General features: G+C 61.2%; 29 protein-coding genes. 14 read left to right on the top strand and 15 right to left on the bottom strand.

All coding sequences use genetic code 11. The annotated features are described in order from the left end of the window. Positions 1-53: 53 nt before the first annotated feature. Both AX760_RS24125 and AX760_RS24120 read right to left on the bottom strand, forming a co-directional pair. Positions 54-311, bottom strand: coding sequence for a BQ00720 family protein (locus tag AX760_RS24125; protein ID WP_071835554.1), 258 nt, complete (start codon positions 309-311; stop codon positions 54-56). Between the two features lie 48 nt (positions 312-359). Continuing rightward, complete coding sequence (locus AX760_RS24120; protein ID WP_071835553.1) at positions 360-791, bottom strand: Hsp20 family protein; 432 nt, start codon at positions 789-791, stop codon at positions 360-362. 173 nt (positions 792-964) lie between these two features. On the opposite strand from AX760_RS24120, the gene AX760_RS24115 reads away from it, so the two are divergent. Beyond that, on the top strand, positions 965-1,909 hold the full coding sequence (locus AX760_RS24115) for a nucleoside hydrolase (RefSeq protein ID WP_071835552.1): 945 nt from the start codon (positions 965-967) through the stop codon (positions 1,907-1,909). A gap of 73 nt (positions 1,910-1,982) precedes the next feature. On the opposite strand, the gene AX760_RS24110 is transcribed toward AX760_RS24115, so the two are convergent. The 3 genes from AX760_RS24110 to AX760_RS24100 form a co-directional block, all read right to left on the bottom strand. Then, a complete protein-coding gene (locus AX760_RS24110; RefSeq protein ID WP_071835551.1) occupies positions 1,983-4,367 on the bottom strand; it encodes a methyl-accepting chemotaxis protein in 2,385 nt (794 codons plus the stop codon). 386 nt (positions 4,368-4,753) lie between these two features. Continuing rightward, a complete protein-coding gene (locus tag AX760_RS24105) occupies positions 4,754-5,659 on the bottom strand; it encodes a ribokinase (RefSeq protein ID WP_071835550.1) in 906 nt (301 codons plus the stop codon). Between the two features lie 50 nt (positions 5,660-5,709). Continuing rightward, a complete protein-coding gene (locus tag AX760_RS24100; protein ID WP_071835549.1) occupies positions 5,710-6,903 on the bottom strand; it encodes a DNA recombination protein RmuC in 1,194 nt (397 codons plus the stop codon). Between the two features lie 164 nt (positions 6,904-7,067). Between AX760_RS24100 and def the strand changes: the two genes are divergently transcribed. The 5 genes from def (at position 7,068) to truA (ending at position 10,038) form a co-directional block, all read left to right on the top strand. After that, complete coding sequence (def, locus tag AX760_RS24095; RefSeq protein ID WP_071835548.1) at positions 7,068-7,592, top strand: peptide deformylase; 525 nt, start codon at positions 7,068-7,070, stop codon at positions 7,590-7,592. A gap of 62 nt (positions 7,593-7,654) precedes the next feature. Then, complete coding sequence (locus tag AX760_RS24090; protein ID WP_071835547.1) at positions 7,655-7,942, top strand: plasmid stabilization protein; 288 nt, start codon at positions 7,655-7,657, stop codon at positions 7,940-7,942. Then, positions 7,939-8,337, top strand: a complete 399-nt coding sequence (locus AX760_RS24085; RefSeq protein ID WP_071835546.1) for a PIN domain-containing protein — start codon at positions 7,939-7,941, stop codon at positions 8,335-8,337. The genes AX760_RS24090 and AX760_RS24085 overlap by 4 nt, the downstream gene beginning before the upstream one ends. A 22-nt stretch (positions 8,338-8,359) precedes the next feature. Further along, on the top strand, positions 8,360-9,295 hold the full coding sequence (fmt, locus tag AX760_RS24080; protein WP_071835545.1) for a methionyl-tRNA formyltransferase: 936 nt from the start codon (positions 8,360-8,362) through the stop codon (positions 9,293-9,295). After that, positions 9,295-10,038, top strand: a complete 744-nt coding sequence (gene truA, locus AX760_RS24075; protein ID WP_071835544.1) for a tRNA pseudouridine(38-40) synthase TruA — start codon at positions 9,295-9,297, stop codon at positions 10,036-10,038. Before fmt ends, truA begins: the two co-directional genes overlap by 1 nt. A gap of 10 nt (positions 10,039-10,048) precedes the next feature. Here truA and AX760_RS24070 read toward each other — a convergent pair whose 3' ends face one another. The 3 genes from AX760_RS24070 to AX760_RS24060 all read right to left on the bottom strand — a co-directional run bounded on the left by AX760_RS24070 (position 10,049) and on the right by AX760_RS24060 (position 12,845). After that, the gene (locus AX760_RS24070) at positions 10,049-10,645 is read right to left on the bottom strand and encodes a hypothetical protein (protein WP_071835543.1); all 597 of its coding nucleotides are present in this window, start codon (positions 10,643-10,645) and stop codon (positions 10,049-10,051) included. Continuing rightward, positions 10,632-11,825 (bottom strand): succinyl-diaminopimelate desuccinylase, encoded by a 1,194-nt coding sequence (gene dapE / locus AX760_RS24065; RefSeq protein WP_071835658.1) that lies wholly within the window; start codon positions 11,823-11,825, stop codon positions 10,632-10,634. Before dapE ends, AX760_RS24070 begins: the two co-directional genes overlap by 14 nt. Positions 11,826-11,945: 120 nt before the next feature. Beyond that, the gene (locus AX760_RS24060; RefSeq protein WP_071835542.1) at positions 11,946-12,845 is read right to left on the bottom strand and encodes an LOG family protein; all 900 of its coding nucleotides are present in this window, start codon (positions 12,843-12,845) and stop codon (positions 11,946-11,948) included. A 206-nt stretch (positions 12,846-13,051) separates the two neighbouring features. On the opposite strand from AX760_RS24060, the gene dapD reads away from it, so the two are divergent. Both dapD and AX760_RS24050 read left to right on the top strand, forming a co-directional pair. Next, positions 13,052-13,909, top strand: a complete 858-nt coding sequence (dapD, locus tag AX760_RS24055) for a 2,3,4,5-tetrahydropyridine-2,6-dicarboxylate N-succinyltransferase (RefSeq protein WP_071835541.1) — start codon at positions 13,052-13,054, stop codon at positions 13,907-13,909. 5 nt (positions 13,910-13,914) lie between these two features. Further along, complete coding sequence (locus tag AX760_RS24050; protein ID WP_071835540.1) at positions 13,915-14,298, top strand: DUF805 domain-containing protein; 384 nt, start codon at positions 13,915-13,917, stop codon at positions 14,296-14,298. A 24-nt stretch (positions 14,299-14,322) separates the two neighbouring features. On the opposite strand, the gene AX760_RS24045 is transcribed toward AX760_RS24050, so the two are convergent. The 4 genes from AX760_RS24045 to AX760_RS24030 all read right to left on the bottom strand — a co-directional run bounded on the left by AX760_RS24045 (position 14,323) and on the right by AX760_RS24030 (position 17,784). Continuing rightward, positions 14,323-15,501 carry a GAF domain-containing sensor histidine kinase gene (locus tag AX760_RS24045; RefSeq protein WP_245295095.1) on the bottom strand — a complete coding sequence of 393 codons (1,179 nt, stop codon included), beginning with the start codon at positions 15,499-15,501 and terminating at the stop codon, positions 14,323-14,325. Positions 15,502-15,628: 127 nt separating this feature from the next. Then, on the bottom strand, positions 15,629-16,150 hold the full coding sequence (locus AX760_RS24040; protein ID WP_071835539.1) for an EF-hand domain-containing protein: 522 nt from the start codon (positions 16,148-16,150) through the stop codon (positions 15,629-15,631). A 146-nt stretch (positions 16,151-16,296) separates the two neighbouring features. Further along, a complete protein-coding gene (locus tag AX760_RS24035; protein ID WP_071835538.1) occupies positions 16,297-17,010 on the bottom strand; it encodes a pyrimidine 5'-nucleotidase in 714 nt (237 codons plus the stop codon). 48 nt (positions 17,011-17,058) lie between these two features. Further along, the gene (locus AX760_RS24030) at positions 17,059-17,784 is read right to left on the bottom strand and encodes a class I SAM-dependent methyltransferase (protein WP_071835537.1); all 726 of its coding nucleotides are present in this window, start codon (positions 17,782-17,784) and stop codon (positions 17,059-17,061) included. Positions 17,785-17,964: 180 nt separating this feature from the next. Between AX760_RS24030 and AX760_RS24025 the strand changes: the two genes are divergently transcribed. Both AX760_RS24025 and AX760_RS24020 read left to right on the top strand, forming a co-directional pair. After that, positions 17,965-18,879: a DMT family transporter gene (locus tag AX760_RS24025; RefSeq protein WP_071835536.1), complete on the top strand. Its 915-nt coding sequence runs from the start codon at positions 17,965-17,967 to the stop codon at positions 18,877-18,879. Positions 18,880-18,913: 34 nt separating this feature from the next. Beyond that, positions 18,914-19,681, top strand: a complete 768-nt coding sequence (locus AX760_RS24020) for an isocitrate lyase/PEP mutase family protein (RefSeq protein ID WP_071835535.1) — start codon at positions 18,914-18,916, stop codon at positions 19,679-19,681. A gap of 23 nt (positions 19,682-19,704) precedes the next feature. On the opposite strand, the gene argB is transcribed toward AX760_RS24020, so the two are convergent. Then, positions 19,705-20,592: an acetylglutamate kinase gene (argB, locus tag AX760_RS24015; protein ID WP_071835534.1), complete on the bottom strand. Its 888-nt coding sequence runs from the start codon at positions 20,590-20,592 to the stop codon at positions 19,705-19,707. A gap of 257 nt (positions 20,593-20,849) precedes the next feature. Between argB and AX760_RS24010 the strand changes: the two genes are divergently transcribed. The 4 genes from AX760_RS24010 (at position 20,850) to msrB (ending at position 23,707) form a co-directional block, all read left to right on the top strand. Beyond that, complete coding sequence (locus AX760_RS24010) at positions 20,850-21,389, top strand: sigma-70 family RNA polymerase sigma factor (protein ID WP_071835533.1); 540 nt, start codon at positions 20,850-20,852, stop codon at positions 21,387-21,389. Continuing rightward, positions 21,386-22,117 carry an anti-sigma factor gene (locus AX760_RS24005; RefSeq protein WP_071835532.1) on the top strand — a complete coding sequence of 244 codons (732 nt, stop codon included), beginning with the start codon at positions 21,386-21,388 and terminating at the stop codon, positions 22,115-22,117. Before AX760_RS24010 ends, AX760_RS24005 begins: the two co-directional genes overlap by 4 nt. Before the next feature lie 276 nt (positions 22,118-22,393). Continuing rightward, complete coding sequence (locus AX760_RS24000; protein ID WP_071835531.1) at positions 22,394-22,951, top strand: fasciclin domain-containing protein; 558 nt, start codon at positions 22,394-22,396, stop codon at positions 22,949-22,951. Between the two features lie 258 nt (positions 22,952-23,209). Next, positions 23,210-23,707 (top strand): peptide-methionine (R)-S-oxide reductase MsrB, encoded by a 498-nt coding sequence (msrB, locus tag AX760_RS23995; protein ID WP_071835656.1) that lies wholly within the window; start codon positions 23,210-23,212, stop codon positions 23,705-23,707. 81 nt (positions 23,708-23,788) lie between these two features. Here the strand turns inward: msrB and yihA are convergent, their stop codons facing one another. Together yihA and AX760_RS23985 are read right to left on the bottom strand one after the other, a co-directional pair. Beyond that, positions 23,789-24,442, bottom strand: coding sequence for a ribosome biogenesis GTP-binding protein YihA/YsxC (yihA, locus tag AX760_RS23990; protein WP_071835655.1), 654 nt, complete (start codon positions 24,440-24,442; stop codon positions 23,789-23,791). 52 nt (positions 24,443-24,494) lie between these two features. Beyond that, a complete protein-coding gene (locus AX760_RS23985; RefSeq protein WP_071835530.1) occupies positions 24,495-25,442 on the bottom strand; it encodes a DMT family transporter in 948 nt (315 codons plus the stop codon). Between the last annotated feature and the right edge of the window lie 100 nt (positions 25,443-25,542).

Here is a 25,542-nt window from a genome sequence, read left to right as displayed (position 1 = left end):
TCGGGCCTGGTCGCGATTGGTCAAGCGCGCGAATCAGGCAGGGCAGCCGAAAATCAGTGCAGGCTGACGGTGCGCAGATCGTCTTCAGCGGCCTTGAAGAAGGTGCTGGAGCGGTTGTCGGTCAACAGGATCGGTGTGCCATCCGCGCCGAACAGCGCCCACAGGTCCAGGCCCGGATCCATGTCGGGGGCTTCCGGGAAGCAGCGGGAGACCTCATCCGACCGCATCTTGCGAATGTAGCCGACCTCACCGGCACCGAGATGTGCAAGGTCGTTCTTCGTGAGTTCTGCGTTGAGGTGTCTGTATCCCATGGGTCTCGCTCCGTGGCTTCGGGCAGGATATGGAATCTGCCGGTCTTCCTACTCTGGGACCGAAATATTAATTTTCTTTACCATGCGCACAGGTTCGGGACGGATAAGATCCACGGACAGCAGACCGTTGCGCAGCTCGGCGCCGGAAACATGCATGCCTTCTGCCAGCACGAAAACGCGCTGGAACTGGCGCGCGGCGATTCCACGGTGCAGATAGTCGCGTTCGCCGTTCTCGCTTTGCCGGCCGCGAATGACCAGCTGGTTTTCCTCCGTCGTCACATCAAGCTCGTCTTCGGAAAAGCCCGCAACCGCGAGCGTGATGCGCAGCCGCTCCGGCTCGCCAAGGGCATCATCGCTGCGAATGCGCTCGATATTGTAGGGCGGGTAACCATCATTGCCCTTGGCGATGCGCTCGAGGGTTTTTTCCATGGCGTCGAAGCCCAGCAAAAGCGGGCTTGTAAAGGGCGTAATCCGGCTCATCGGCGAAGTCCTTGCAGGCTCAAGCGACTAGGTATCGGACCTGCGCGGCAGCATCCGTTGAGTGCAATATGGTAGCTGTGTGCAATGAGCGCAAGCCGCTTGCACCGGGCAGGCAGTCAAATCATAGTCCGCACCTCTGATTTGAATGCGTAAGGGCAGGGAGAGACTGCGCGATGACTGAGCCGAGAAAGATAATTATCGACACCGATCCCGGTCAGGACGATGCCGCAGCGATCATGCTGGCCTTGGGCAGTCCGGCAGAAATCGAGGTGCTCGGCATCACCGCCGTTGCCGGAAACGTGCCCCTGGCGCTGACCTCGCGCAATGCCAGGCTCGTTTGCGAACTCTGCAATCGCCGTGATGTCAAAGTCTTTGCCGGTGCCGAAAAGCCGATCGCCCGTCCGCTGGTAACGGCCGAACATGTGCACGGCAAGACCGGGCTCGACGGTCCGCAACTGGATGAGCCGACGATGCCGCTGCAGTCGCAGCATGCCGTCGACTTCATCATCGAGACGCTTCTGTCGGAGCCGTCAGGCACCGTGACGCTCTGCACGCTCGGGGCGCTGACCAATATCGCGCTCGCGCTGCAGAAGGCGCCGGAGATTGCGCCTAGGGTCCGCGAACTGGTGATGATGGGTGGCGGCTTCTTCGAAGGTGGCAACATCACCCCGGCCGCCGAGTTCAACATCTATGTCGATCCGGAAGCGGCCGACATTGTGCTGAAGTCCGGCATTCCGGTGGTCATGATGCCACTCGACGTGACGCACCGCGTTCTCACCCACAAGGCGCGGGTCCGCAGGATCTCCGATATCGGCACCCCTGCGGCGATTGCGATGGCGCAGATGCTGGAATTCTTCGAGCGCTTCGACATCGAGAAATACGGCACCGATGGCGGCCCCCTGCACGATCCGACTGTGATCGCCTATCTGATTCGGCCCGAACTCTTCACCGGTCGCGATTGCAACGTCGAAATCGAGACGAAGTCCGAGTTGACCCTCGGCATGACGGTGGTCGACTGGTGGCAGGTGACCGGCCGCAAACACAATGCAAAGGTCATGCGTTTCATCGACGACCAGGGCTTTTTTGATCTCTTGACGGAGCGCCTTGCACGTCTCTGACCGACAAGGCTGCCAACGTGAAAACGGCGCCCGTAAGCGCCGTCTTCCTCTCTGGTTCCAAGGCCTTTATGCGTCAGAATTCTTCCCAGCTGTCCTGGGCCAGGGCCGTGTTGCCGGAAACCTTCGGCGCAGCCCTGACGGGCGCAGCGACAGACCGCGCCGTCCCCGGCTTTGCCGGTGCGGCATGGGCCGGCGCGCTGTAGCTCGGTGCCTTTGCAGGCGCGCGCATGCTGGCAGCGGTGCTGCGCAGCATGTCTGCCGATGAATGACCCTGCCGGGCGACCTTGAAACGGGAGACAAGCGTGCTCAAGGCCCGCGCCTCTTCGTTCAGCGTCATGCTGGCGGCGGTCGTCTCCTCGACCATGGCCGCGTTCTGCTGTGTCACCTGGTCCATCTGGTTGACGGCGGTGTTGATCTCCTTGAGGCCAACGGCCTGTTCGGAGGCCGAGCCGGCAATCTGCCGGATGAGGCCATTGATCTGGACGACCTGGTCGGCGATCTTGTGCAAGGCGCCACCTGCCTGGCCGACAAGATCCACGCCGTCGCGGACCTGACCGGCCGAGGTGTTGATCAGCGTCTTGATCTCCTTGGCGGCATTGGCCGAGCGTTGCGCCAGTTCGCGCACTTCCTGTGCGACGACCGCAAAACCCTTGCCGGCATCGCCGGCCCGGGCCGCTTCCACGCCGGCATTCAGCGCCAGCAGGTTGGTCTGGAAGGCGATCTCGTCGATGACGCCGATGATGCGGCTGACTTCACCGGATGATTGCTCGATGCCCTTCATCGCGGAAATCGCCTTCTGGACGACTTCGCCGGACTGCTCGGCATCGTTGCTGGCGGTTTCGACCGACTTGGCGGCAATCTTGGCATTGTCGGCGCTGGCGTTGACCTGTGAGGTCAGTTCGTCCAGTGCCGCTGCCGTTTCCTCAAGGCTTGCGGCCTGCTGTTCGGTGCGGTGCGACAGGTCGTTGGCCGCATTGCTGATTTCGCTGGTGCCGTTGCCGATATTGACGACAGATGTATTGACGGTCTGGATCGTCTCTTCCAGGCTGTCCATTGCCGAATTGAAGTCGCTCTTCAACTGCGCATAGTCTCCGGGAAATTCATCCGTGATGCGGAAGCTGAGATCGCCCGAGGACAGGTGCGAGAGACCCATGCCGAGGCGTGCGACGATATCGCGCTGCAGGGCATTGCTTTCGGCGCGCTCGGTTTCCGACTGGCTACGCTGCCGTTCCGATTGCTCGCGCTCGCTTTTCGTCTCGACTTCGAGGCGTTTTGCATCCGCCAACTGATGGCGGAACCCTTCGAGTGCCTTGGCAACCGAACCGGTTTCATCGGTGCGCTGCTGGCCCGAGACCGGCGAGGCATAGAGGCCGTTGCTGAGATTTTCGACATCCTTGACGAGGCCGGCAAGCGGCCGCTGGACGAAGCCGCGCACGGCGAAGTAGAGGCCGAGCAGAACAGCGCCGAGAACAATCAGCCCGCCGATGATCATCATGTAGGTCTGGTCGAGCACCGGTGCCTGGATGGCGGAGCGGGGCACGTCGACAAGCACGATCCAGGACGTGTTGATATCCGGCAGCGCGAAGGGATAGACCACGCGATCGAACGAGCCCATTTCGTCGAATGAGAGATTTTCGATGCGGCCAAGCTTGCCGGATGCCAGCGCATCCTTGACGACGTCGGCACCGGCGCCTTCATATTCCTTCATCAACAGATCCGGCGCCGGGGCAACCAGCCATTTTCGCGCCTGTGAAAGCAGGGTCACGCGGCCCGAACCGAATGGATGCAACTGCGCAAGTTTGTCCGACAGGGTCTTCAGGGAAATATCGACACCGCTGACGCCGATCATCTTGCCCTTGGAAAGAACCGGATAGGCAATCGACGCCATCGATGTCGCCGTGCCCGTCGTGGTTTCCGAATAGGGCTGGGTCATGGCTCCCTTGCCGCTCTTGGCCGCAAGAGAGTACCATTCGGCCACGTAGTCGGAATCAAAGGCGGAGAAGCTGATGCCGCCATCCGTCTTGCTCTTTGTCCAGTAGGGATTGAAGCTGCCGTCCTTCGAGGCGCCAAATTCGGCCTGTCCCTTCATCTCGGCGGACTTGCCGTCAAATGCGTTTGGCTCCTCGCCAAACCAGCTGCCGAATGCGAAGGCATTGTGCTCGACGTTGGATCTCAGAATGTCGATCACGCCCTTGCGGTCGAGACGGTTGTTTTCATGGGCAAGGCCGATGACCCCGGCCATCGAGCGGGCCGCACCTGCGAGTTCGCCGACACTGCCGGCAATGTCCGAAGCGATGGCCTTGGCCTGCGAGTTTGCGTCGGCATAAACCAGCTCCGAAACCCGTTCCTGCGTTTGCGAAATCAGCACGAAGTTTGAGGCCAGGAGGACGAGCGCGATGGTGCCGCCCGTGACGGTGATGAGTTTGGTCGCAAGCGATCTGGCCTGTAACTTGAACATGATGGTCCCCGAATTGATGTGGTCTCCGCTGTCGCGGAGTGTCGCTGTCTGAGTGTGGGATTTGCCCCATCATGGAGCGCCAGATGTCGACCGACATCGGAAAGCCGCGTTCGGAAAGCGAGCCGCAGGCCGTTCAGCGTCAATATTAGTGAAGATTTATTAAAATACGGCCAATGAGCGAATGGCAAATCTGATGACCAGCGGGCAGGATCACTCTGGCCTGCCGCGACAACGACGTCCGGTGTTCCGATTGCGAAAGACACCGTCCGCACGGATTGCTGCAGGGTGTGGCGTGTTGCCGCATGCAGGGGTGGTCGAGCTCTCCCGCTCGTTCTTGCAGACACGCCTGCTGCCTCCTGTCCTGGCGACAGCAAGCCTTTGTTCAATCAGGGCTGGGTCTTGGCGTCGACGTCCGCCGCCACCGGTATGGCGGGTTGAGCGCCGGCCTTCAGGCAGGCAAGCGAGCCGGCAACCGCCGCGCGCCGCAGGGCGTCGGGGAAGGCAAGGCCTGCATCGAGACTGGCCGCGAGGTAGCCGCAAAACGTATCGCCCGCGCCTACCGTGTCGACGGGTTCGATCTTCAGCCCCTTGGCGCGGTAGACGGTACCAGCGCGGATAGCCATCACGCCGTCGGCGCCCAGCGTCACGATGATCGTCTGGCCGGTTTCCTGATGCAGGCGGCGGACGGCATCCTCGCGCTGTGCGTCCGTCAGATCCTGCGCGCCGGCGAGCAGTTCGAATTCGGTTTCGTTGGCAACCACGATGTCGGCCTTGCGACCGAGCCTTGCCGCCTCCGGGGTGAGCGGCGCAATGTTGATGATCGAGGTCACGCCCTTCCGCTTGGCGGCATCAAGCGCTGCCTCGACCGCTTCGGCCGGAATTTCCAGCTGCAGCATCAGCATGTCGCCGGCAGCCATCGAACCGATGGCAGTCTCTGCATCGCTTGTGCTGACCGTGCCGTTCGCGCTGGCAACGACGATGATGACGTTTTCGCCGTCGCCAGCAACAGTGATGTGCGCCGTTCCGGTCGGCAGAGCCGCCGTCTTGACGAGAGACAGGTCGGCGCCCGCAGATCTCAGCAATTCCAGTGCACCATCGGCAAAGCTGTCGGAACCGACGGCACCGGCCATCCTGACGGTTGCGCCGGCCCGGCGGGCAGCCAGCGCCTGGTTGGCGCCCTTGCCGCCGGCGGCGGTGCTGAACCCCGTACCCGCCAGCGTTTCGCCAGGCTTGGGCAGGCGTTCCGTGGTGGCAATCAGGTCCATGTTGATGGAGCCGAAAACTGTGATCATGTGAGATGTCCCGCCCGAATGTCGATTTTTCGGGACAGTGCCCGAGACCCTCAGTCCTCGTCAACCACCCGCAGTTTCAATTGCCCCAGGCGGTTGTCGAAAGGCTTTGTTTCCTTGGCAGGTTCTGGTCCGGCCGCAGCAAGGTCGAGCGCCTCGATACGGCTGCCGCGCCGCTTGAGTTTATCCGAGGAAATCAGGATGTCGTCGACATCCTTCTGCGTCGTCAGGAAATGCCCATGCAGCTTGCGGACGCGTTCGTCCAGCCGCGTCAGGTCCTCCATCAGCCGCACGACCTCGCCCTGGATCAGATGCGCCTGCTCGCGCATCCGTGCATCGCGCAGGATCGCCTGGATCACCTGGATCGACAGCATCAGCAGTGACGGCGAGACGATGACGATGCGGGCACGATGGGCGCGCTGCACGATCGCTTCGAAATGCTCGTGGATTTCCGCAAAGATCGATTCGGAGGGAACGAAGAGAAAGGCGGTTTCCTGCGTTTCGCCGGGGATCAGATATTTTCCGGCGATATCGCGGATATGCACCTCCATATCGCGCCGGAATTGCTGCGAGGCGAGCTTGGCTTTCTCCGGATCGGCGGCGGCGCGAATGGCATTCCAGCCCTCGAGCGGAAACTTGGCATCGATCACCAGCACCGGCTGGTCATTGGGCATGCGGATGGTGCAGTCCGGGCGCGACCCGTTGGAGAGCGTCGTCTGGAAGGCATAGGCGCCCATCGGCAGGCCGTCGGCAATGATCGTTTCCATACGCGACTGGCCAAAGGCACCGCGGGTCTGCTTGTTGGAGAGAATGCTCTGCAGGCCGGCCATGTCCTTGGCAAGCGATTGAATATTGCTCTGGGCCGTATCGATCACCGCCAGCCGCTCCTGGAGCCGGCGCAGGTTCTCGTGGGTCGCCTTGGTTTGTTCGGTGATCGAGGTGCCGATCCGGTGTGTCATGCCGTCGATGCGCTGGTTGATCGACTGGTTGAGTTCCGACTGCCGTGTGCCGAAGACATCGGCGAGCGTGGCAATACGCCCCTTCATTTCGGTCTGAGCTGCAATCAGCGCCATCATCCGCGCGTCCGCTTCTTCCGCGCGGCGGCCCGCCCTGCGTAGGCCTGAGATGAACACAAGCAACACGATCCCGAAAAACAGGCCAGCGGCAAGCAGGACATGCCCGAGCGACAGCGTCTGGTTGCCGAAAATGAAAAGTGTGCGGTCGAGTGAAAGGTCGATGGGCTGCATGGCGCAAGCCTAGCAGGTTTTTGTCGGAAAACCAGATCAAAACAGGAACAAGAGGGGCGCCGCGCGCATTCGGATGATGGATCTGCCTGCGATGATCCCCCACTGGTGCAAAAAAATGCGATGCGAGAATTCCATCCGGCTGAAAGATCGGTTATGGGGTCGAAATGACCATAAAGCCGCTCATCATCCTGCCCGATTCCGTGCTGCGCCAGATTTCCCGACCGGTGGAAACTGTTGATGCGGACGTCCTTCGCCTTGCCGACGACATGCTCGACACGATGTATGACGCGCCGGGCATCGGGCTTGCCGCCATCCAGATCGGCGTCGCACGCCGCGTGCTGGTGATCGACGTTGCCAAGGAAGGCGAGGAAAAGCAGCCGCTGGTCTTCATCAACCCCGAAATCCTGGCCTCGGGCAGCGAACTTTCCGTCTATGAGGAAGGCTGCCTGTCGATCCCCGATTATTATGCCGAGGTCGAACGCCCCGCAGCCGTCACCATCCGCTACATTGACCGCGATGGCAAACAGCAGACGACCGAAGCCGACGGACTGCTGGCAACCTGCCTGCAGCACGAGATCGACCATCTCAACGGCACGCTGTTCATCGACCATATCTCCAAGCTGAAGCGCGAAATGGTGATCCGTAAATTCACCAAGACCGCGAAGATGCGCGGCAGCAAGGCCATTTGAGCCTCCGCTGAAAAGTCCGGCCGTTGCGCGCATGATATCAGCGATATCATAGTGGGGTGCGCATGGGCGACCTGTTGATCAGGACCATTTCCGAGGCTTTGAAACACGACATTGCGGCCGCTGCGGATCTTCATGGCCGAAGCCTGTCTGATCAGGCAAAAGAGCTTTTGCGCAAAGCTTTGATGATGGAGAGCGATGTCAAGGCAGCGGCAGAACTGTCTGCCTACGACGCGCTTCGCGCTGCCTTCGGTGATTGTCTGATGACCGACGAAGACAACGATGAGTTCACGACTGTTATAGAAGAAAGCCGGAAGAGAATTTTCGAGCGACCGGGCTTTGAGTTCGGATGATCGTTCATGACACCAATGTCGTGTCTGCAAGCGCAAAAGTCACAATTCATCCGACCGTCGGAACATGGCTCAGACACAGAAGCATGTCGGAACTTTTCGTTTCAGTGGCAACCCGGAGGGAGCTTGCCTACGGTGGTGAAAAAGTCTTCATTGCGATGATGGAGGACACATTCGATCGGCGCTTCGCCGGGCGAATACTCGGCTTTACAATAGAGGCCTCCGCCCGGACCGGTCGCCTTCGCGCCAAGCGCGAAAGCCCCGGTCGACCAATTTCCGTCGCGGATGCCATGATCGCCGCCATATGCCTTTTTCATGGTGCGACATTGGCGACGCGCAACACAAAAGACCTCGAGGGGCTTGATTTGGCGCTCGTAAACCCGTTTGAAGACGCCTGACTGAAAAAAACCGGAGGCCGCCGTGTCGCTGCGCATCATCTTCATGGGAACGCCGGAGTTCTCCGTGCCGACGCTTTCGGCGCTGGCGCAGACGGGCCACAAGATTGTCGCCGTCTATTCGCAGCCGCCGCGTCCCGGCGGCAGGCGTGGCCTGGAACTGCAGAAGTCGCCGGTCCACCAGGCCGCTGAGCTTCTCGGTTTTCCGGTCCTGACCCCGCCGAATTTCAAGGATGCCGCAGACCGTCAGGCTTTCAAGGATTTTGATGCGGATGTCGCCGTTGTCGTCGCCTATGGCCTGCTGTTGCCGGAGGCAATCCTGAATGGAACACGGCAGGGTTGCTACAACGGCCATGCCTCGCTTCTGCCGCGCTGGCGGGGTGCAGCCCCCATCCAGCGCGCCATCATGGCCGGCGATCGCGAGACGGGCATGATGGTGATGCGCATGGACAAGGGGCTCGACACCGGCCCTGTTGCCTTGACGAAAATCGTCGCGATTGCACCCGACATGACCGCCGGCGACCTGCATGACCGCTTGATGCTGGCGGGCGCTGGCCTGATGACCGAGGCGATGGAAAAGCTCGATGGCGGCAATCTGCCGCTTGTCCCGCAGTCGGAAAATGGCGTGCTCTATGCCGCCAAGATCAGCAAGGCGGAAACCCGCATCGATTTTACCAAGCCGGCGGTCGATGTGCACAACCATGTTCGCGGCCTTTCGCCCTTTCCCGGCGCGTGGCTCGAAGTCGAGATCGGTGGCAAGCTCGAACGCGTCAAAGTGCTGCAGAGCGCGCTTGCCGAGAGATCTGGCCCGGCCGGCACCGTGCTCTCGGATGATCTGACGGTTGCCTGCGGGGAAGGGGCGGTGCAACTGACCCGGCTGCAGAAGGCGGGCGGAAAGCCCCTGCCGGCCGTCGAGTTTCTGCGCGGCACGCCTGTTGCCGCCGGTACGAGGCTCGCCTGATGCCACGCTTTCGCATGTCGATCGAATATGACGGTTCCAATTATGTCGGCTGGCAGCGTCAAACCAATGGCCACTCCGTCCAGGGTGCTGTCGAGCAGGCGATCCTCAAGCTCACCCGCGAAGCGGCCCTTATCCGCGGGGCAGGGCGAACCGATTCGGGCGTGCATGCGCGCGGTCAGGTCGCCCATGTCGATCTGACACGGGCGTGGCCGCCGCACACCTTGCGCAATGCGCTGAACGCCTATCTCGGGCAGGCGCGCGAGCGGATTTCGGTGCTGGATGTCAGCGCGGTCTCCGATGCGTTTGATGCGCGGTTCTCCGCCCTGCGGCGGCATTATCTCTACCGCATCATCTCCCGTCCGGCGCCGCTCGCCATCGAGGCGAAGCAGGCCTGGTGGGTGTCCAAGCCGCTGGATCACGCGGCCATGCATGACGCCGCCCAGAGGCTGCTCGGCAAGCATGATTTCACCACCTTCCGCTCGGTCCATTGTCAGGCCAACAGCCCGGTGCGCACGCTCGACAGGCTGGATGTGACCCGGACAGACGACCTGATCGAGATCCGCGCCACGGCGCAGAGTTTCCTGCACAACCAGATCCGCTCTTTTGCCGGCACGCTGAAAATGGTGGGCGATGGCCGGTGGTCGCCGGACGACGTCACTGCCGCACTGGAGGCCCGGGACCGAAAGGCTTGCGGTCCGGTGGCGCCGCCCGAAGGGCTCTATTTCATGCAGGTCGACTACTGAGAGATCCGGTTCAGCCTGGTATAAGGCCGAAATAGGTCTGCAGCCTGTCGCCGATCATGAAGGATGGCAGGACGAACAGCAGCGTCAGGGCCGAAGCCAGCAGCGTCTGGTTGCCGGTGACCGTCTTCATCAGCCGGAAGATCACCGCGAAGACGACGATCAGCAGGATCAGCGACAAAAGCCCGATCAGTCCATCGCTTTCAGGCACGACGAGCCGGATCGCTGCCGGCACGGCCATGGCGTAGAAGATTGGTACGGACAGCCAGTTGCTCGAAACGATGATGGCGGCCAGTTCACCGTCATAGTTCAGCGGCTTTGCCAGGATCGCCATCAGCATCAGCGGAAAGATCCAGGCGACAAGGTCGATGATGAACAACTTGACGATGAACAGCATGCCGGTCTCGGTTCCCGGCGGCATGTTGGCCAGATAGAAGAGACGCCATGCGCCCCAGCTGACAGCCATGGCCGGCAGGCACCAGAGGATCGCGGCGAAGGATCGCCAGACGCCTGTGGCGCTGACATCGAGCCATTGCAAGCCTTCCGGCTTTCCCGAAACGAGCAGCCATAGCCCCTTCAGGTAGATGCTGATTTCCTCAAGCTGCGGCATTGTCGAACCAGCGTTCGAGGAAGGTTTCGTAGATCGCGGTCAGCGTCTCCAGATCGGCGACAGCAACGCGCTCGTCGACCATGTGCATGGTCTGCCCGACCAGTCCGAATTCGACAACAGGGCAATGATCCTTGATGAACCGCGCATCCGAAGTCCCGCCCGTCGTCGACAGTTTCGGCTCGCGGCCGGTGACGACAGAAATCGCCCCTGAAAGCGAGGCGATCAACCCGTTGTTGCGGGTCAGGAAAACATGGCTCGGCCGCTCGTTCCAGACAACGTCGTATGCCACAGGCGGGCGCCCGCGCCGCAAGACGCCGTCTTCTGCGGCACGCTCCAGGCGGGTAATGATCTCGGCCTTCAGGTTGTCAGCGGTCCAGTTGTCGTTGAAGCGGATGTTGAAGCTGGCGGTCGCCCGTGCCGGGATGACGTTGACTGCCGGGTTGCCGACGTCGATCGTCGTCACTTCGAGATTGGACGGCTGGAAATCGGCAGTACCGGCATCGAAGGGCGGATCCATCAGCGCCTGCGTCAGTTGCAGGATGCCGCGCACCGGGCTGTCGGCCAGATGCGGATAGGCGGCGTGGCCCTGTGTGCCATGGACCGTGATCGTGCCCGACAGCGAGCCGCGCCGACCGATCTTGATCATGTCGCCGAGGTGCTCCGGATTGGTCGGTTCGCCGACCAGGCAGGCGTCCCAGCGCTCGCCCTTGGCCGCCGCCCACTCGAGCAGCTTGACGGTGCCGTTGATCGCCGGGCCTTCCTCGTCGCCGGTGATGAGAAACGAAATCGAGCCCTTCGGCGGACCATGCTTTTCGATATGGCGGGCAACGGCCGCCGCAAAGCAGGCGATCCCCCCCTTCATGTCGACGGCGCCGCGACCATACATCTGGCCATCGGCAATATCGGCCGAAAAGGGGCCATGCGTCCATGCGGCCGCGTCACCGACGGGCACCACGTCGGTATGGCCGGCAAACATCAGGTGCGGCCCTTCTGTGCCAAGCCGGGCATAGAGGTTTTCGATGTCGGGCGTGCCGGCTTCCGTTGATGTGACATGCGTGCAGGCAAAGCCGAGTGGCGTCAGCAGGGCGTCCAGTGCCGAAAGCGCGCCGCCTTCGGCAGGGGTGACTGAGGGGCAGCGGATCAGCGTGGCGAGCGTGGCGATCGGATCGGTGGGGGTCATGAAAGCGGATGCCATGTTTGTCTTCGGCGCATGGTTTAGCCGATCCGCACGGGGCTGTCACCGGGGCGGCCGGCGAAACGACCGGGCAGGCGGATCTTGCCTGCCAGGTCGCAAAATGGTCTAGCGTTCGCCCGACGCCACCGGCATGCCGGCGGGATCGACGGTCTCGTAGAATGTCGAGATGATGTCCCAGGCCTGGTCTGCGGTTTCGACGAACCGGACGAGATTGACGTCCTCAGGTGCGATCGTGCCGAAATCGGCCAGCGCCTCGAAATTGACGATCGAGCGCCAGAATTTTTCGCCAAACAGGATCAGCGGCACCAGCGCCATACGCCCGGTCTGCATCAGGGTCATGGTTTCAAACAGCTCGTCCAGCGTTCCGAAGCCGCCCGGAAAAACCACCACCGCCTTGGCGCGCAGCAGGAAGTGCATCTTGCGGATCGCGAAATAGTGGAAGTTGAACGAAAGCTCGGGTGTCACGTAGCGGTTCGGCGCCTGCTCGTGCGGAAGCACGATGTTGAGCCCGATCGACGGCGCATCAACCTCGAAGGCGCCGCGATTGCCGGCCTCCATCACGCCTGGCCCGCCGCCCGTCGTCACCACATATTCCTTGTAGTCGGACTGGGCCGAATGCAGGGAGCAGAGTTGCGCGAATTTGCGGGCTTCCTCGTAATAGACGGAAGCGGCCGTCAGGTTGCGGCTTTGCGTCTCGTTCATGGCCGCCCAGGCATCGCCGCCTGGTTCGGGAATGCGCGCACCGCCGAACAGGACAACGGTGGATTTGATACCACGCTCCGCGAGGATCATCTCGGTCTTGAGCAGCTCGAGCTGCAGCCGCACCGGGCGCAGTTCTTCGCGGGTCAGGAAGTCGTCGTCGGCATAGGCGAGCCGATAGGCCGGCGCCATGGATTGTGGGGTTTGCGGCACGCCGGCTGCCCGGTTCCGGGCCTGTCCGCTGTCGACCAGCGGATCCCAGACCCCGTCCTTGCGCCGCAGATTCCGCTTCTTCATTCGTGTCATATTTCATTTCCCTGACGCAAGCCGGCGGCTGTTCATCGCTGCCGAATGCTGTTTTCCTCATCCCAGGACGCAACAGAGGCCATCATCTTCCGGCAGCCTGTCCACGACCGTGCCCGAGCGGCTGACCGGAACCGAAAATCTCTTCAATTTTTCGGGATCATGCTCTAGAGCATTTGACGATAAACGCCGAAGTTTAAGGAATTCCGATGACGACCCACGATCTAGCCTCTCTTTCGCAGACCATCGACGCAGCTTTCGACAATCGCGACACCGTGACCATCAACACCAAGGGCGAAATTCGCGACGCGGTGGAAACAGCGCTGACGCTCTTGGATGGCGGCAAGGTCCGCGTCGCCGAAAAGGGGGCGGACGGCAACTGGACCGTCAATCAGTGGCTGAAAAAAGCCGTTCTCCTGTCCTTCCGCCTGAACGACATGGAAGTCGTCAAGGGCGGTTCGGGCCAGTCGACCTGGTGGGACAAGGTTCCCTCGAAGTTCGAAGGCTGGGGCGAAAACCAGTTCCGCGAGGCCGGCTTCCGCGCCGTGCCCAATGCCATCGTGCGCCGCTCGGCCTATATCGCCCCGAACGCCATCCTGATGCCGTCCTTCGTCAATCTCGGCGCCTATGTCGGCGAAGGCACCATGGTCGATACCTGGGCCACGGTCGGATCCTGTGCCCAGATCGGCAAGCATGTTCACCTGTCGGGCGGCGTCGGCATTGGCGGCGTGCTGGAGCCGATGCAGGCCGGCCCGACGATCATCGAGGACAATTGCTTCATCGGCGCCCGCTCAGAAGTCGTCGAGGGCTGCATCGTGCGTGAAGGCTCGGTGCTCGGCATGGGGGTCTTCATCGGCAAGTCGACCAAGATCGTCGACCGCGCCACGGGCGAAGTCACCTATGGCGAAGTGCCGCCCTATTCGGTCGTCGTCGCTGGCTCCATGGGCTCCGGTGCCGTCATGCCGAACGGCGTTGTCGCGCCAAACCTCTATTGCGCCGTCATCGTCAAGCGCGTCGATGAAAAGACGCGCTCCAAGACCGGCATCAACGAACTGCTGCGGGATTGACAGGCATGGCACAGGAGGGGTCGCAATCAACCATGATCTGGTTGTTCTTCAGCCCCTCCGGCCGCATTGGCCGCAGGCTCTACCTCCTGTCCTGGCTGTACTGGGCGTGTCTGACAGGTTTCGTCATCAGCCGACTGGTTGCCAACCAGGGCGCCGAACTGGCGCTGGCATCCTGGACGCTGGCGCTGCTTGTCTGTGTGCTGGCATCGACGGTGTCCACTGTACTTCTGACCGTCAAACGCCTTCATGACGTCGGCTATCCCGGAAAATTCGTGCTGTGCTTGTTCATCCCGGTCATCAGCCCGGTCATGTTTCTCGCGCTGTGCCTGTGGCCCGGAATGGCCGAGCGCAACGCATTCGGCAGTCCGCCCGGCGGCACTGCCGGCTGACGATCGCGGAAAGAGCGATTTTGCCTACTGAAGCGGGATGCGCACCGTGAAGCAGGTTTCGTCCGGCGTCGAGGTCACGGATAGGGTGCCGTTGTGCGCCTTGACGATCTCCGCGACGATATAGAGGCCAAGGCCAAGGCCCTGCTGGCCGGAATTCGGCTCTCCTCGGAAAAAGGGTTTGAAAAGCTCGCTGATTTTTGCCTGCGGGATCGGTTCGCCGGAATTGCAGACCGAAAGCACATACGCATCATCGACCGCCTCTGAATCAACCCGGATCTCGCCGTCTTCTGCGCCATGTGCAATGGCGTTGGAGAGCAGGTTGGAGAGGAGCTGGCCGATGCGCCCCTCGTCGCAGCGCACCATGGCATCGCTGAGATTAGCGTTGATCCGCCGCTCCGGGTTCGCCATGCGCAGTTCCGCGATCACATGCTCCATCACCGGCCGCAGCGGCACGCGGTCGGCATGCTGGACAGCAAAGCCACCACCCATGCGGCCCCGGGCGAAGTCCAGCACATTGTCGATCAGTCCGGACATGCGCGAAATGCTGTTGCGCATCAGGCGCAGCACCGACTGTGTCTTGTCGTCCTCAAACGAACGCTGCAGCATGCGCGTGCCGGCATCGAGCGAGGCCAGCGGATTGCGCAGGTCGTGGCCGAGCACGGCGATGAACTGCTCCCGAAGCTCGCTGCCCTGCCGCTCCTGGTCCAGGCGCTGTAATGCGTCGATATGAAAGGCGATCAGATCGGCAAACAGCTTGAACATGCCAAGGGTTTCCGGCGTGTTCAATTTGTTCGGCTTGGTATCGATCGCACACAGCGTCCCGAAGAAGGAGCCGTCCTTGAGCAGGATCGGCATCGATATGTAGCTCTGCAGGCCATACATTGTCGGCGTGTGATGTTTGGCATAGACCGGATCTTCATCGGCGTGATCGATGACCACGACCTGATGATGTTGCCGGATCTCGTTGCAGATCGTCGTTTCGATCTTGAGTTCTCCGCCGGGGAGAAGGCCGAACGCGATATCGTCCTTGACGCAGCAGGCGATCCACCGATCTTCCGTGACCCGCGCCACCGCCGCAAAGCCCATTCCGGTCGTGCGGCAGATGACGTCGAGAATCGTCGGCACGACGCTGATCTCGGAAATGATCTGGACGGCTGCTGTCGGGTCGGTCGTCAAAATATCGCCTTCGTTTTTGAACGTCAAAGCATTCGATCTATCAAGAGCGACTGTTTTGCAAGTCCCGAAATTTTGGCGAGTGAATATGTTTTGAACGCGCGGCTGAAATCGGCAAACAGTCCCCGCTGCGGGGCAGGACGGGGACTGTTGCGGGTCAGATCTTTTTGGTGAAATCGGACGCGTCGATGAAGCCGTCGCCATTCTTGTCGCGGCGCTTGAACATCGTCTCGGTCACGGTGGAGACCTCTTGAAGGCTGAGCGAACCGTTCTTGTCGGCATCCGCACGCGCGAAGCCTTTACCGCGCAGTCCGGGGAACATGCCCGGTCGTGCCTCGTGCAAATTTTCCATCGCCTTGTCCTTGTCGGCGCCCGCTTCGTTCTTGGCTTCGCGCCAAGCCTTGCGGGCATCGCGGAAGGCCTCGCGGCGAACCTTGATTTCATCGCGCGACACTTGGCCATTCTTGTCTGCGTCGAAGGTTGTGAAGACGGTCGAGACGCGCGCCTGCATCTCGTCGAGCGAAACTTTGTTGTCCTTGTTGGTGTCCATTCGCTTGATCATCATTTCGGCGCGCTGTTCCGGCGCCCGCTTTTCGCGTGCGGCATAGGAGGAGGCGGCGAAACCTGTAACGGCAATGCTGGCGGCGATGAAGCCGAGGAGGAGAGCCTGTTTCTGCATGGTGTTTCCTTTCAGTGATCCTTGTCCCTGACCGAAAGCATACGCGAACCGGCCCCATCGACCAGTTAAACTTTGGTAATTTAACCCTTTGACCTTAAAGCGATTTTTTGATGGCGAAACTGTGCCGGGCATGTCCGGACATTGCGCTACATGTCCGAAAGCAGGCGGTTCAGGAAGCCGGCCAGGTCTTCCGTGACGAAGTCTGCCTGCTCGTCGGTATCCGCGCTTTTTTCCCAGGCTTCGGCAAATTCATATTCGAAATTGCGCGGCACCAGCAGCACCGTCTTCATGCCCAGCGCCTTCGGTACGACAAGGTTGCGCGGCAGGTCCTCAAACATCGCGGCGCGTTTGGTATCCACGCGGTGCAGGCTCATGAACTTGTCATAGGTATCGCCGGCCGGCTTCGGCACGAAATCCGCAGCCACGATGTCGAAGATGTCGTCGAAATGATCGAGGATACCCAGGCGCCGTGCGGTCATCTCGGCATGGCGGACGCTGCCATTGGTAAAGATGAACTTGCGGCCGGGCAGCGCCTTGATCGCGTCACCGAGTTCCGGGTCGGCCGGAACGACCTCGTAGTCGATCGCATGGGCCTTTTCGAGAAAATCGTTGGGATCAACGCCGTGGTGCAGCATCAGCCCCTGGAGCGTGGTGCCGTGGTCGCGGTAATACTGTTTCTGCAGCGTCCTGGCCGCGACAGGATCAAGCGTCAGCAGCGCCGACACATAGGCCGTCATGTTGCGGTCGATCTGCGAGAACAGATTGACGTGGTGCGGATACAGCGTGTTGTCGAGATCGAAGACCCAGTCGGTGACATGGGTGAAATCGGCTTTGGTCGGCAGGAGTTCGCGGTTTTTCATGCCCGACTTATGCCATGCGGCGCGACAGACGCAAAAGAAAAATCATGCTCAGGCAGCCCTTGCGATAAAGACCATTTCCTCCGCCGTTGCGGCATCGAACGGCTGGCATGCCCAGTCGCCATAGACGGCCTCCACCTGAAGACCGGATGCGGTCAGCCGCGCCTCGATCTCGTCTCGCGACAGAAAAAGCAGTGCGCTGCTTGAGACGAGCGTCCGATCGCCCAGCGCATAGATGGTGTCGAACGCAATGCGCTTGTCCGTCATCGCCAGAACCCGACGGGATTGGCGAATGATGCATCCGCCGGCGTCAAGATCGGCATCCCTGTTCCAGCGCGATGGCCAGTCGAGGGCGGGGTTGCGGCTTTCGAAGGCGATCCTGCCGTTTTCGGCAAGATGGTCGCGCATGGTTGCAAAGGTCGCCAATATATCCCGGTCTTCGAGAAACACCTGAAAGGCATTGCCGGTCATGATAATCAGGTCGAACCGTTCGGCTGAGCGGAAACTCTGGGCGTCCGACCGGATCCATTCGATCCGCTCGCCGTTGGGCTTCCTGCGCGCCACGTCGAGCATCGCCTTGGCCGGATCGACCCCGGTCACCGCATGTCCCAGACCAGCATAGGCATGGCACAGCAGCCCCGTGCCGCAGCCGAGGTCAAGTATACGCTGGGGTGGCTTGCCCGCCAGCGACAGATAGAAATCGCGATCGATCGACCAGCCGCTGTCGAGGTCGTAGAGGTCTGCCAGCAGGGGCTCTTCGTAGTGCAGATCGGGCATGCGGCCGCTCCGGTGCAAATCAAGTGCGACGTTGGATCACGGACCGCAAGGCACAAGCCGCGTTCCGTCCGTCCTTTGTATCGCGCCGAAACGCCAGGGTCTGTGTCCGAAAGGCGACGGTTTGCATTTCTGTGCGGCCATGGTGATGGATTCCGGTGGGCGCGCATGCTAGCGGGCTGCATGGAAACCTGGGTCATCATCACCTTCGCAGCCGCCTTTCTCCAGAACATTCGCTCGGCGATGCAGAAGCATCTGAAGGGCGTGATGGGGACGACAGGCGCCACCTTCGTGCGCTTCGGCTTCGGGGTGCCGTTCGCGCTGTTCTACCTCCTGGTCCTGTGGCGCGGGTTTGGTCATCCGCTGCCGGTGCCGGATGGGATCTTCTTCCTCTGGGCCGTCATCGGCGGCCTTGGCCAGATCGCGGCGACCTTCCTGCTCGTGCACCTCTTCTCCTTCCGCAATTTTGCGGTCGGAACAGCCTATTCACGCACGGAACCCGCGCAGGCCGCGCTGTTTGCGCTGCTGTTTCTGGGCGAGGCGGCAAGTCAGGGCACGGTGATCGCGATCGCCATTTCCGTCGTCGGCGTGATGATCATCTCGGTGGCCCGCACGCCGCTCAGCGTCAAATCCCTGGTCACCTCGGTTTTCACGCGGACGGCCGGCATCGGGCTTTTGTCGGGTACCTTCTTCGGCCTGTCCGCCGTTTCCTACCGGTCGGCCTCCCTGGCACTGGCGCCCAGCCTGCCGCAGCCGGATTTTGTCATGCAGGCGAGCTTTACGCTCGGCTTCGTCATCCTGCTGCAGACGCTCATCATGCTCGGCTGGATCCTCGCCCGCGAGCCCGACGAACTGAAGCGTGTTGCGGCGGCCTGGAAACCGGGGCTGCTGGTCGGCTTTGCCGGTGCTTCCGCCTCTTTCGGCTGGTTCATGGCGATGACGCTGCAGCAGGCCGCGATCGTCAAGGTCGTGGCGCAGGTCGAGATGCTCTTCACCTTTGCCTCCGCCGTATTCATTTTCCGCGAATGGATCAACCGGCTCGAGGTGATCGGTTGCCTGCTGATCGTACTGGGTGTCGTCATGCTTCTGGTATTTTGATAGAACAGTCCCCGATCGCTGTCGGGAGGACGTTATGAACCAGATCGAAAAGGCCAGAGCCTTTGCAGCCTTGCACCGCAAGGGCGAGCCGGTGGTGCTCTATAACATCTGGGATGTCGGCAGCGCCGTTGCCGTCGCCGAATCCGGTGCCAGGGCGCTGGCCACCGGCAGCTGGTCGGTGGCGGCCACCGGCGGTTTTGGTGACGGGCAGAAAATTCCGCTTTTGCTTCTGTGCGACATCGCCCGCGGCATCGTCGGCGCCACCGACCTGCCGGTGTCGATCGATTTTGAGGGTGGTTATGCGGAAACACCGGGTGAAATCGCGATCAATGTCGCGCATATTGTCAATGCCGGTGCCGTCGGCGTCAACATCGAAGACCAGGTCGTCGGCGGCGAGGGGCTGCACGGCATCGAGGCGCAGGCGGAGCGCCTTGCCGCGATCCGCGCCATGGCCGATGCCCGCGACCTGCCGTTCTTCGTCAACGCCCGCACCGATGTGTTCCTGAAGGAGCCGGATGGCGCAAAACACGCCGATCTGCTGGATGAAGCCATCCAGCGTGGCTATGCCTACGAAAAGGCCGGCGCCAGAGGCTTCTTTGTGCCCGGCCTGTCAGATCCCGCCTTGATCGCCCGTATCTGCAAGGCGGTATCTCTGCCGGTCAACGTCATGATGAAGCCCGGTAGCCCCGATGTCGCAACACTCGCTGCCCTGGGCGTCGCCCGCATCAGCCATGGCCCGTTCCCCTACCGCGCTATGATCGCGTGGCTGAAGGAACAGGCGCAGGGCATCTACAAGTCTTAGACCTGCCAAGAGTAGCACTTGGATCAGGGAACGATCAGTGTTCCCGCACCATGCTCCGTGAAAATTTCGAGCAGCACCGAATGCGCGGTCTTGCCGTTGAGGATGACGACGCCCTGGACGCCGGCATTGATCGCCTCGATGCAGGTCTCGACCTTGGGGATCATGCCGCCGGAGATCGTGCCGTCCTTGATCAGTGCACGTGCCTCGGCGACCGAAAGCTCCTTGATCAGTTCCTTGTTCTTGTCGAGCACGCCGGGCACGTCGGTGAGGAACAGAAGGCGCGTGGCGTTCAGCGCGCCGGCAATGGCGCCGGCAAACGTATCGGCATTGATGTTGTAGGTGTGTCCGTCGCGGCCGGGGGCCACAGGCGCAATCACCGGGATCATTTCGGACTTCGCCAGAAGGTCGAGCAGCGTGCGGTCGACCTCGACCACCTCGCCGACAAAACCGAGATCAAGCACCCGCTCGATGTTGCTGTCCGGGTCGATGACGGTCTTGCGCGCCTTTTCGGCAAAAACCATGTTGCCGTCCTTGCCGCAAAGGCCAATTGCCCATTCGCCGGTCTGGTTGATCAGCGCAACGATTTCCTTGTTGATCGAACCGGCAAGGACCATTTCGACGATCTCGACGGTTTTTTGATCGGTGACGCGCAGGCCGCCCTCGAATTTTGATTCGATGCCCATCTTGGTCAGCATGGCGCCGATCTGCGGACCGCCGCCATGCACGACGATCGGGTTGACGCCGGATTGCTTCAGAAGCGCCACGTCAGCGGCGAATGCCTTGCCCAGTTCCGGATCGCCCATGGCATGGCCACCATATTTGACGACGATCGTCTTGTTCTCGTAGCGCTGCATGTAGGGCAGGGCCTGCGCGAGGAGGCGCGCCTGGGTTTCGCTTTCGGATAAGGACATGATGAACCCTCGAATAACAGGTGGCGTGTCGGAAGCGGCGTTGCGGCCTCGTGAAATCTGCACGTTTCCTTTAACGGCATCACGCTTCAATGCAAGTTCCCAATGCAGGTCAGTACCGATTGAGATGATCCACGCAAGAGATAAAACCGTAATGACGTCTGGTCGCGATATGGCGCACGCTATCGGGTCCGCCTGCCCTTCTATCCAGCAGATTGTGCCCTATATTTGCCGTAACGGGATGGAGACCGGAATTCTCAATGACCATTGACGATATTTCCACGCTCATTGGCCGCGTTTCGCTGAGGGATCGCGCCGCTTTTTCAGAACTCTATAAAAACACCTCTCCGAAACTTTTCGCCATCTGCATTCGTATCTTGCGGGACAGGAACGAGGCGGAAGAGGCTTTGCAGGAAATCTACATCAAGGTCTGGCAGAGGTCCGATCGCTATGCGACCGGCGAGACGAGCCCGATGGCCTGGCTGTCGGCGATTGCCAGAAACCATGCGATCGACATGATCCGGGCTCGAAAGCCGGTGGCAAACACGATTGACGAGGCTTATGATCTGGCCGATTCTTCGCCCGATCCCGAAAAATCGGCGCTGAACAGCGCGGAAGGACGACGGATCGACACCTGCATGCAACAACTCGACAGCGACCGCGCCGACGCCGTGCGCAAGGCCTATGTCGAGGGATTGAGCTATCAGGAACTGGCAGAGCTTTTCAACGTGCCGCTGAACACGATGCGGACCTGGCTGCGGCGCAGCCTGCTGAAACTGAGAGAGTGCATGGATCAATGACCCCACAGAAACCCGAAAGCGGAGATTTCCGGCGCGATGAAGTGATCGCGGGAGAATACGTGCTCGGCGTTCTGTCGGTCGATGACCGTCGCCGGGTCGAGGCGCGCATGGTGCTTGACCGCTCCTTTGCCGCCATGGTTGGCCGCTGGCAGGACAATCTCTCCTCCTTCGAGGACGAAGTCGAACCGATTGCGCCGCCGACGCGGGTTCTGTCGACGATAGAACGCAGGTTGTTTGCCGAAGCCGTGCAGGGCACCCCCGCTGGCGCAGCCTCTGGCGGGTTCTGGAATTCCCTGGCGCTCTGGCGCGGGTTGACGCTCGCCGCCGTGATCGGCATGGCTGGGCTCGGCACGATCAACAGCGCACTCCTGTCCGATCCCAAGATCGCATCGCCGCTGGTGGCCGAACTTTCAGGCGATGGCAGCGCCTCGATGAACCTGTTCGCCCAGTATGATGGTGAAAACGGCACGCTGCGCGTCACCCCGGTTGCCGCACGCCAGACCGAGGAGAAGTCGCTGGAACTCTGGCTGATCGTTGGCGATACGCCGCCGCAATCCCTGGGTGTGCTACCGCAGACCGGAAATGGCGAAATCGTCATCGCGCCCGAGTTGCGCGCGAAGATCGGCGAGGGCACGACGTTGGCCGTCAGCGTCGAACCGTTCGGCGGATCACCGACAGGCTCGGCCACCGGTCCGGTCATTGCCGCGGGCAAGGCGCGCAATCGCTAAGGCGAGGCCCGCAATCGCAAAAAAATGTAAGTCAATGGTTACTGATCCGGATTTCATGGCGGGCCACTTCAGGAGTGCCGTTTTTTAATGAATTCGGCGAAGATTCAAAAAATCATTAAAAATCAATAAATTGCGAAAAGATGAATTTTCCTGAAACTCTTTTTGCAGCCCTCCCGTTAGTCATCCTGTTCCCCGCAGAGAGGGATCGCAGGCATCCCCAGGGGATGTCGGGAGAGGCCCGGGTCCCGGGTTTGCGAGATAAACAGGAGAAGATTTATGTTCAAGTCCATGATCCGTACGCTGACGATTGCTACCGTTCTCGGCGCCGGCACGCTTGCCGCCCATGCCGAAAATCCGATGGTCGGCGGTGCCGCAATGTACGAAGACAAGAATATCGTCGAGAACGCCGTCAATTCGAAGGACCACACCACATTGGTTGCAGCCGTTAAGGCAGCCGGTCTTGTCGAGACCCTCTCGGGCGCCGGTCCTTTCACCGTTTTTGCTCCAACCAACGAAGCCTTTGCAGCCCTTCCGGCTGGCACTGTCGACACACTTCTGAAGCCTGAAAGCAAGGACGCGCTGACCAAGGTCCTGACCTGCCATGTGGTTGCGGCCGATGTCATGTCGGAAGCACTCGCTAAGATGATCGCCGATGATGGCGGCACACACGCCGTGACGACCGTTGGCGGCTGCGTGCTGCAGGCCAAGGCTGAAGGCGGCAAGGTCACGCTGACCGACGAAACTGGCGGCGTTGCCACGGTAACGATCGCCGACGTCAAGCAGTCGAATGGCGTCATCCACGTGATCGACAAGGTTCTTCTGCCGAAGGCCTGATGTTTTAGAGCCGCATGCGGTCCCTGATCGCATTTCGGCTCCAGGCCGGGGGTATCAATCCCGCTCCCGGCTGCAGGGCCGCTGGTTTTCACTCGCCAGCGGCCTTTTTACGTCAACGCAGGGGGTAAAGACGGCTGACCATCACGGTATTCACGGGGGTTTGATCCCATTTGTTTTGCCGAGGCCGCAAACCGCGCATAAGGTACCTTAAAAGCAGGGCTCAGCCCTGAAAACGCTTCCAGCAGGCAGGAAACCATGATGACGACGCGCCGCTTCTTTCTCTTTTCCGGTACAGCCCTGCTTGCGACCGCAGCCCTCGGGCGTTTCGCACGTGACAGCGTTGCGGCCTCAACGGAGACGTTCGAGATCACTCGGACGGAAGCCGAGTGGAAGGCAATCCTGACAGAGGACCAGTTCCGCATCCTGCGACAGGAAGACACCGAGCGACCATTTACCAGCGCGCTCGACACCGAAAAGCGCAAGGGCATCTTCCAATGTGCCGGCTGCGACCTTCCGGTCTATTCCTCCGAAACGAAATTCGACAGCGGCACGGGCTGGCCCAGCTTCTGGGATGCGATCGAGGGCGGCATCGGTCGGCGCGAAGACACGTCGTTTTTCATGACCCGCGTCGAGTGCCACTGCCGCCGATGCGGTGGTCATTTCGGTCATATCTTCGATGATGGTCCGCAGCCGACCGGAATGCGGCATTGCATCAATGGCATGGCCCTGACATTCGTTCCGGCAACGGCAGCCTGAGCGCCAGCGATCTATTGCTAGCCTGAGCGCCAGCGACCGTTTTCCAACCCTAGCGCCAGCGACCGGGTGTTATCCTGAGGATCAGCGGCCGATTGCGGTATAGATCGCGCTGCGCAGGTCGTCGAGGCCCGTTCCCTTTTCCGATGAGGTCGACAGGACCACGGGGAAGGCGGCGGGTCTTTTTTTGATCTTTTCCTGCGTTTCGGCAATCACCCTCGGCACGGCCGGGTCCTTGATCTTGTCGGTCTTCGTCAGGACGATCTGGTAGGATACGGCGGCCTTGTCGAGGAGAGCGAGCGCTTCCTCGTCGTTCGGCTTGACGCCGTGCCGACTGTCGATCAGCACATAGACGCGTTTCAGCGTCGAGCGGCCGCGCAGATAGTCGAAAACCAGCTTCGTCCAGGCATCGACGTTTTCCTTCGGTGCCTTCGCATAGCCGTAGCCCGGCATGTCGACCAGCGCCATCGGCGGCAGGTCCTTGCCTTCGCCGGTATAGCCGGCCGGCACGAAATAGTTGAGTTCCTGGGTTCGACCCGGCGTGTTCGACGTGCGGGCAAGGCCATGATGCCCGACCAGCGCATTGATCAGCGAGGACTTGCCGACATTGGAGCGGCCGGCAAAGGCGATTTCCATCGGGCCCTCGGGTGGCAGGAACTCCATCGACGGGACACCGCGAATGAAGATCCACGGGCGTCCGAAGACGGGAAGGTCCTGCTGCGGCTTTGTTTCGGTCATGTCTGGCTCATCCTTGATACACTGCAGGGCTTCAAGGTTTTGGCCGTCCTTGTCAAGGCAGATGGCGGTCTTTGGTCGAAACGCGGCGATCAAGCCGCCGCTGACGCCACATTTCGACGCTCAGATAGGACAGGAGGGCTGCAAGAACGATGGCGCCGCCAAAGATCGTGTTGACGGTCGGGATCTCGCCATGGATCAGCGCCACCCAGAGCGGCCCCAGCACAGTCTCGGTCGTACCGAGCAGAGCGGCAAGCGCGGAAGGGACAAGGCGCGCACCGGTGACGAACAGCGCCAGCCCAAGGCCGAAATTCAGCGCGCCGAAGCAAACAAGCACACCGAGTTCCGGCAGGGTCACGGCAAAACCGCTCGCCTGGGTCGCCGCGACGCTGCCCGCAATGATGGTTCCGAGGCAGGCGGCCGGCGTCATGCGGACATGGGCGTAGCGGCGCGTGATGACGGTTGCCGTGGCAAATACCAGGGCGATCAGAACGGCCAGCGCATCGCCGATCGGCGAAGCCGTGCCGCCGATCGAATCCGAAACCATGATCGAAACGCCGAAGATGACGGCGGCGATTGCCAGCCAGGTGAGCAGCGAGATGCGTTCGCGAAACAGCACCCAGGCGATCAGCGCCGCAATCAGCGGCACGCCGGCCTGGATCAGCACGACATTCGCCACAGTCGTATAGGCCAGCGCCAGGATGAAGGAGGTCGAAGCGATGGCGAAACACAGCCCAACGGCGATGCCGGGCAGGCCCATCGTCCGAAACAGCGTTACGGTCATGCGCGGGCCGTCACGCATCAGCATGAAGCCGACCAGGAACAGCGCTGCAAAAACCGAGCGCCAGAACACCACCGTCCAGCTGTCATCGATGTCAAGGAAGCGCGCCAGCGTGCCGCCAAAGCTCCAGACGACAGCCGAACCGAGAACCAGAGCCATGCCGTTCGCATGGCCCGGCTGCGCAACCGTGGCAGGCTTCTGAAACGCGGTCGGCTGGGACATGGGCTTCAATCCGTTGGCAGTGAAGGCAATCTATGGCCAAATCACCAGATACACGCCGACAATCGCGACACAGGCCTGTCGCAAGCTTGATGCGTCGGTG

The sequence above is a fragment of the Pararhizobium antarcticum genome (genome assembly GCF_001885585.1).
Lineage (GTDB): Bacteria > Pseudomonadota > Alphaproteobacteria > Rhizobiales > Rhizobiaceae > Pararhizobium > Pararhizobium antarcticum.
This window is presented reverse-complemented; position numbering and strand designations above follow the sequence as displayed.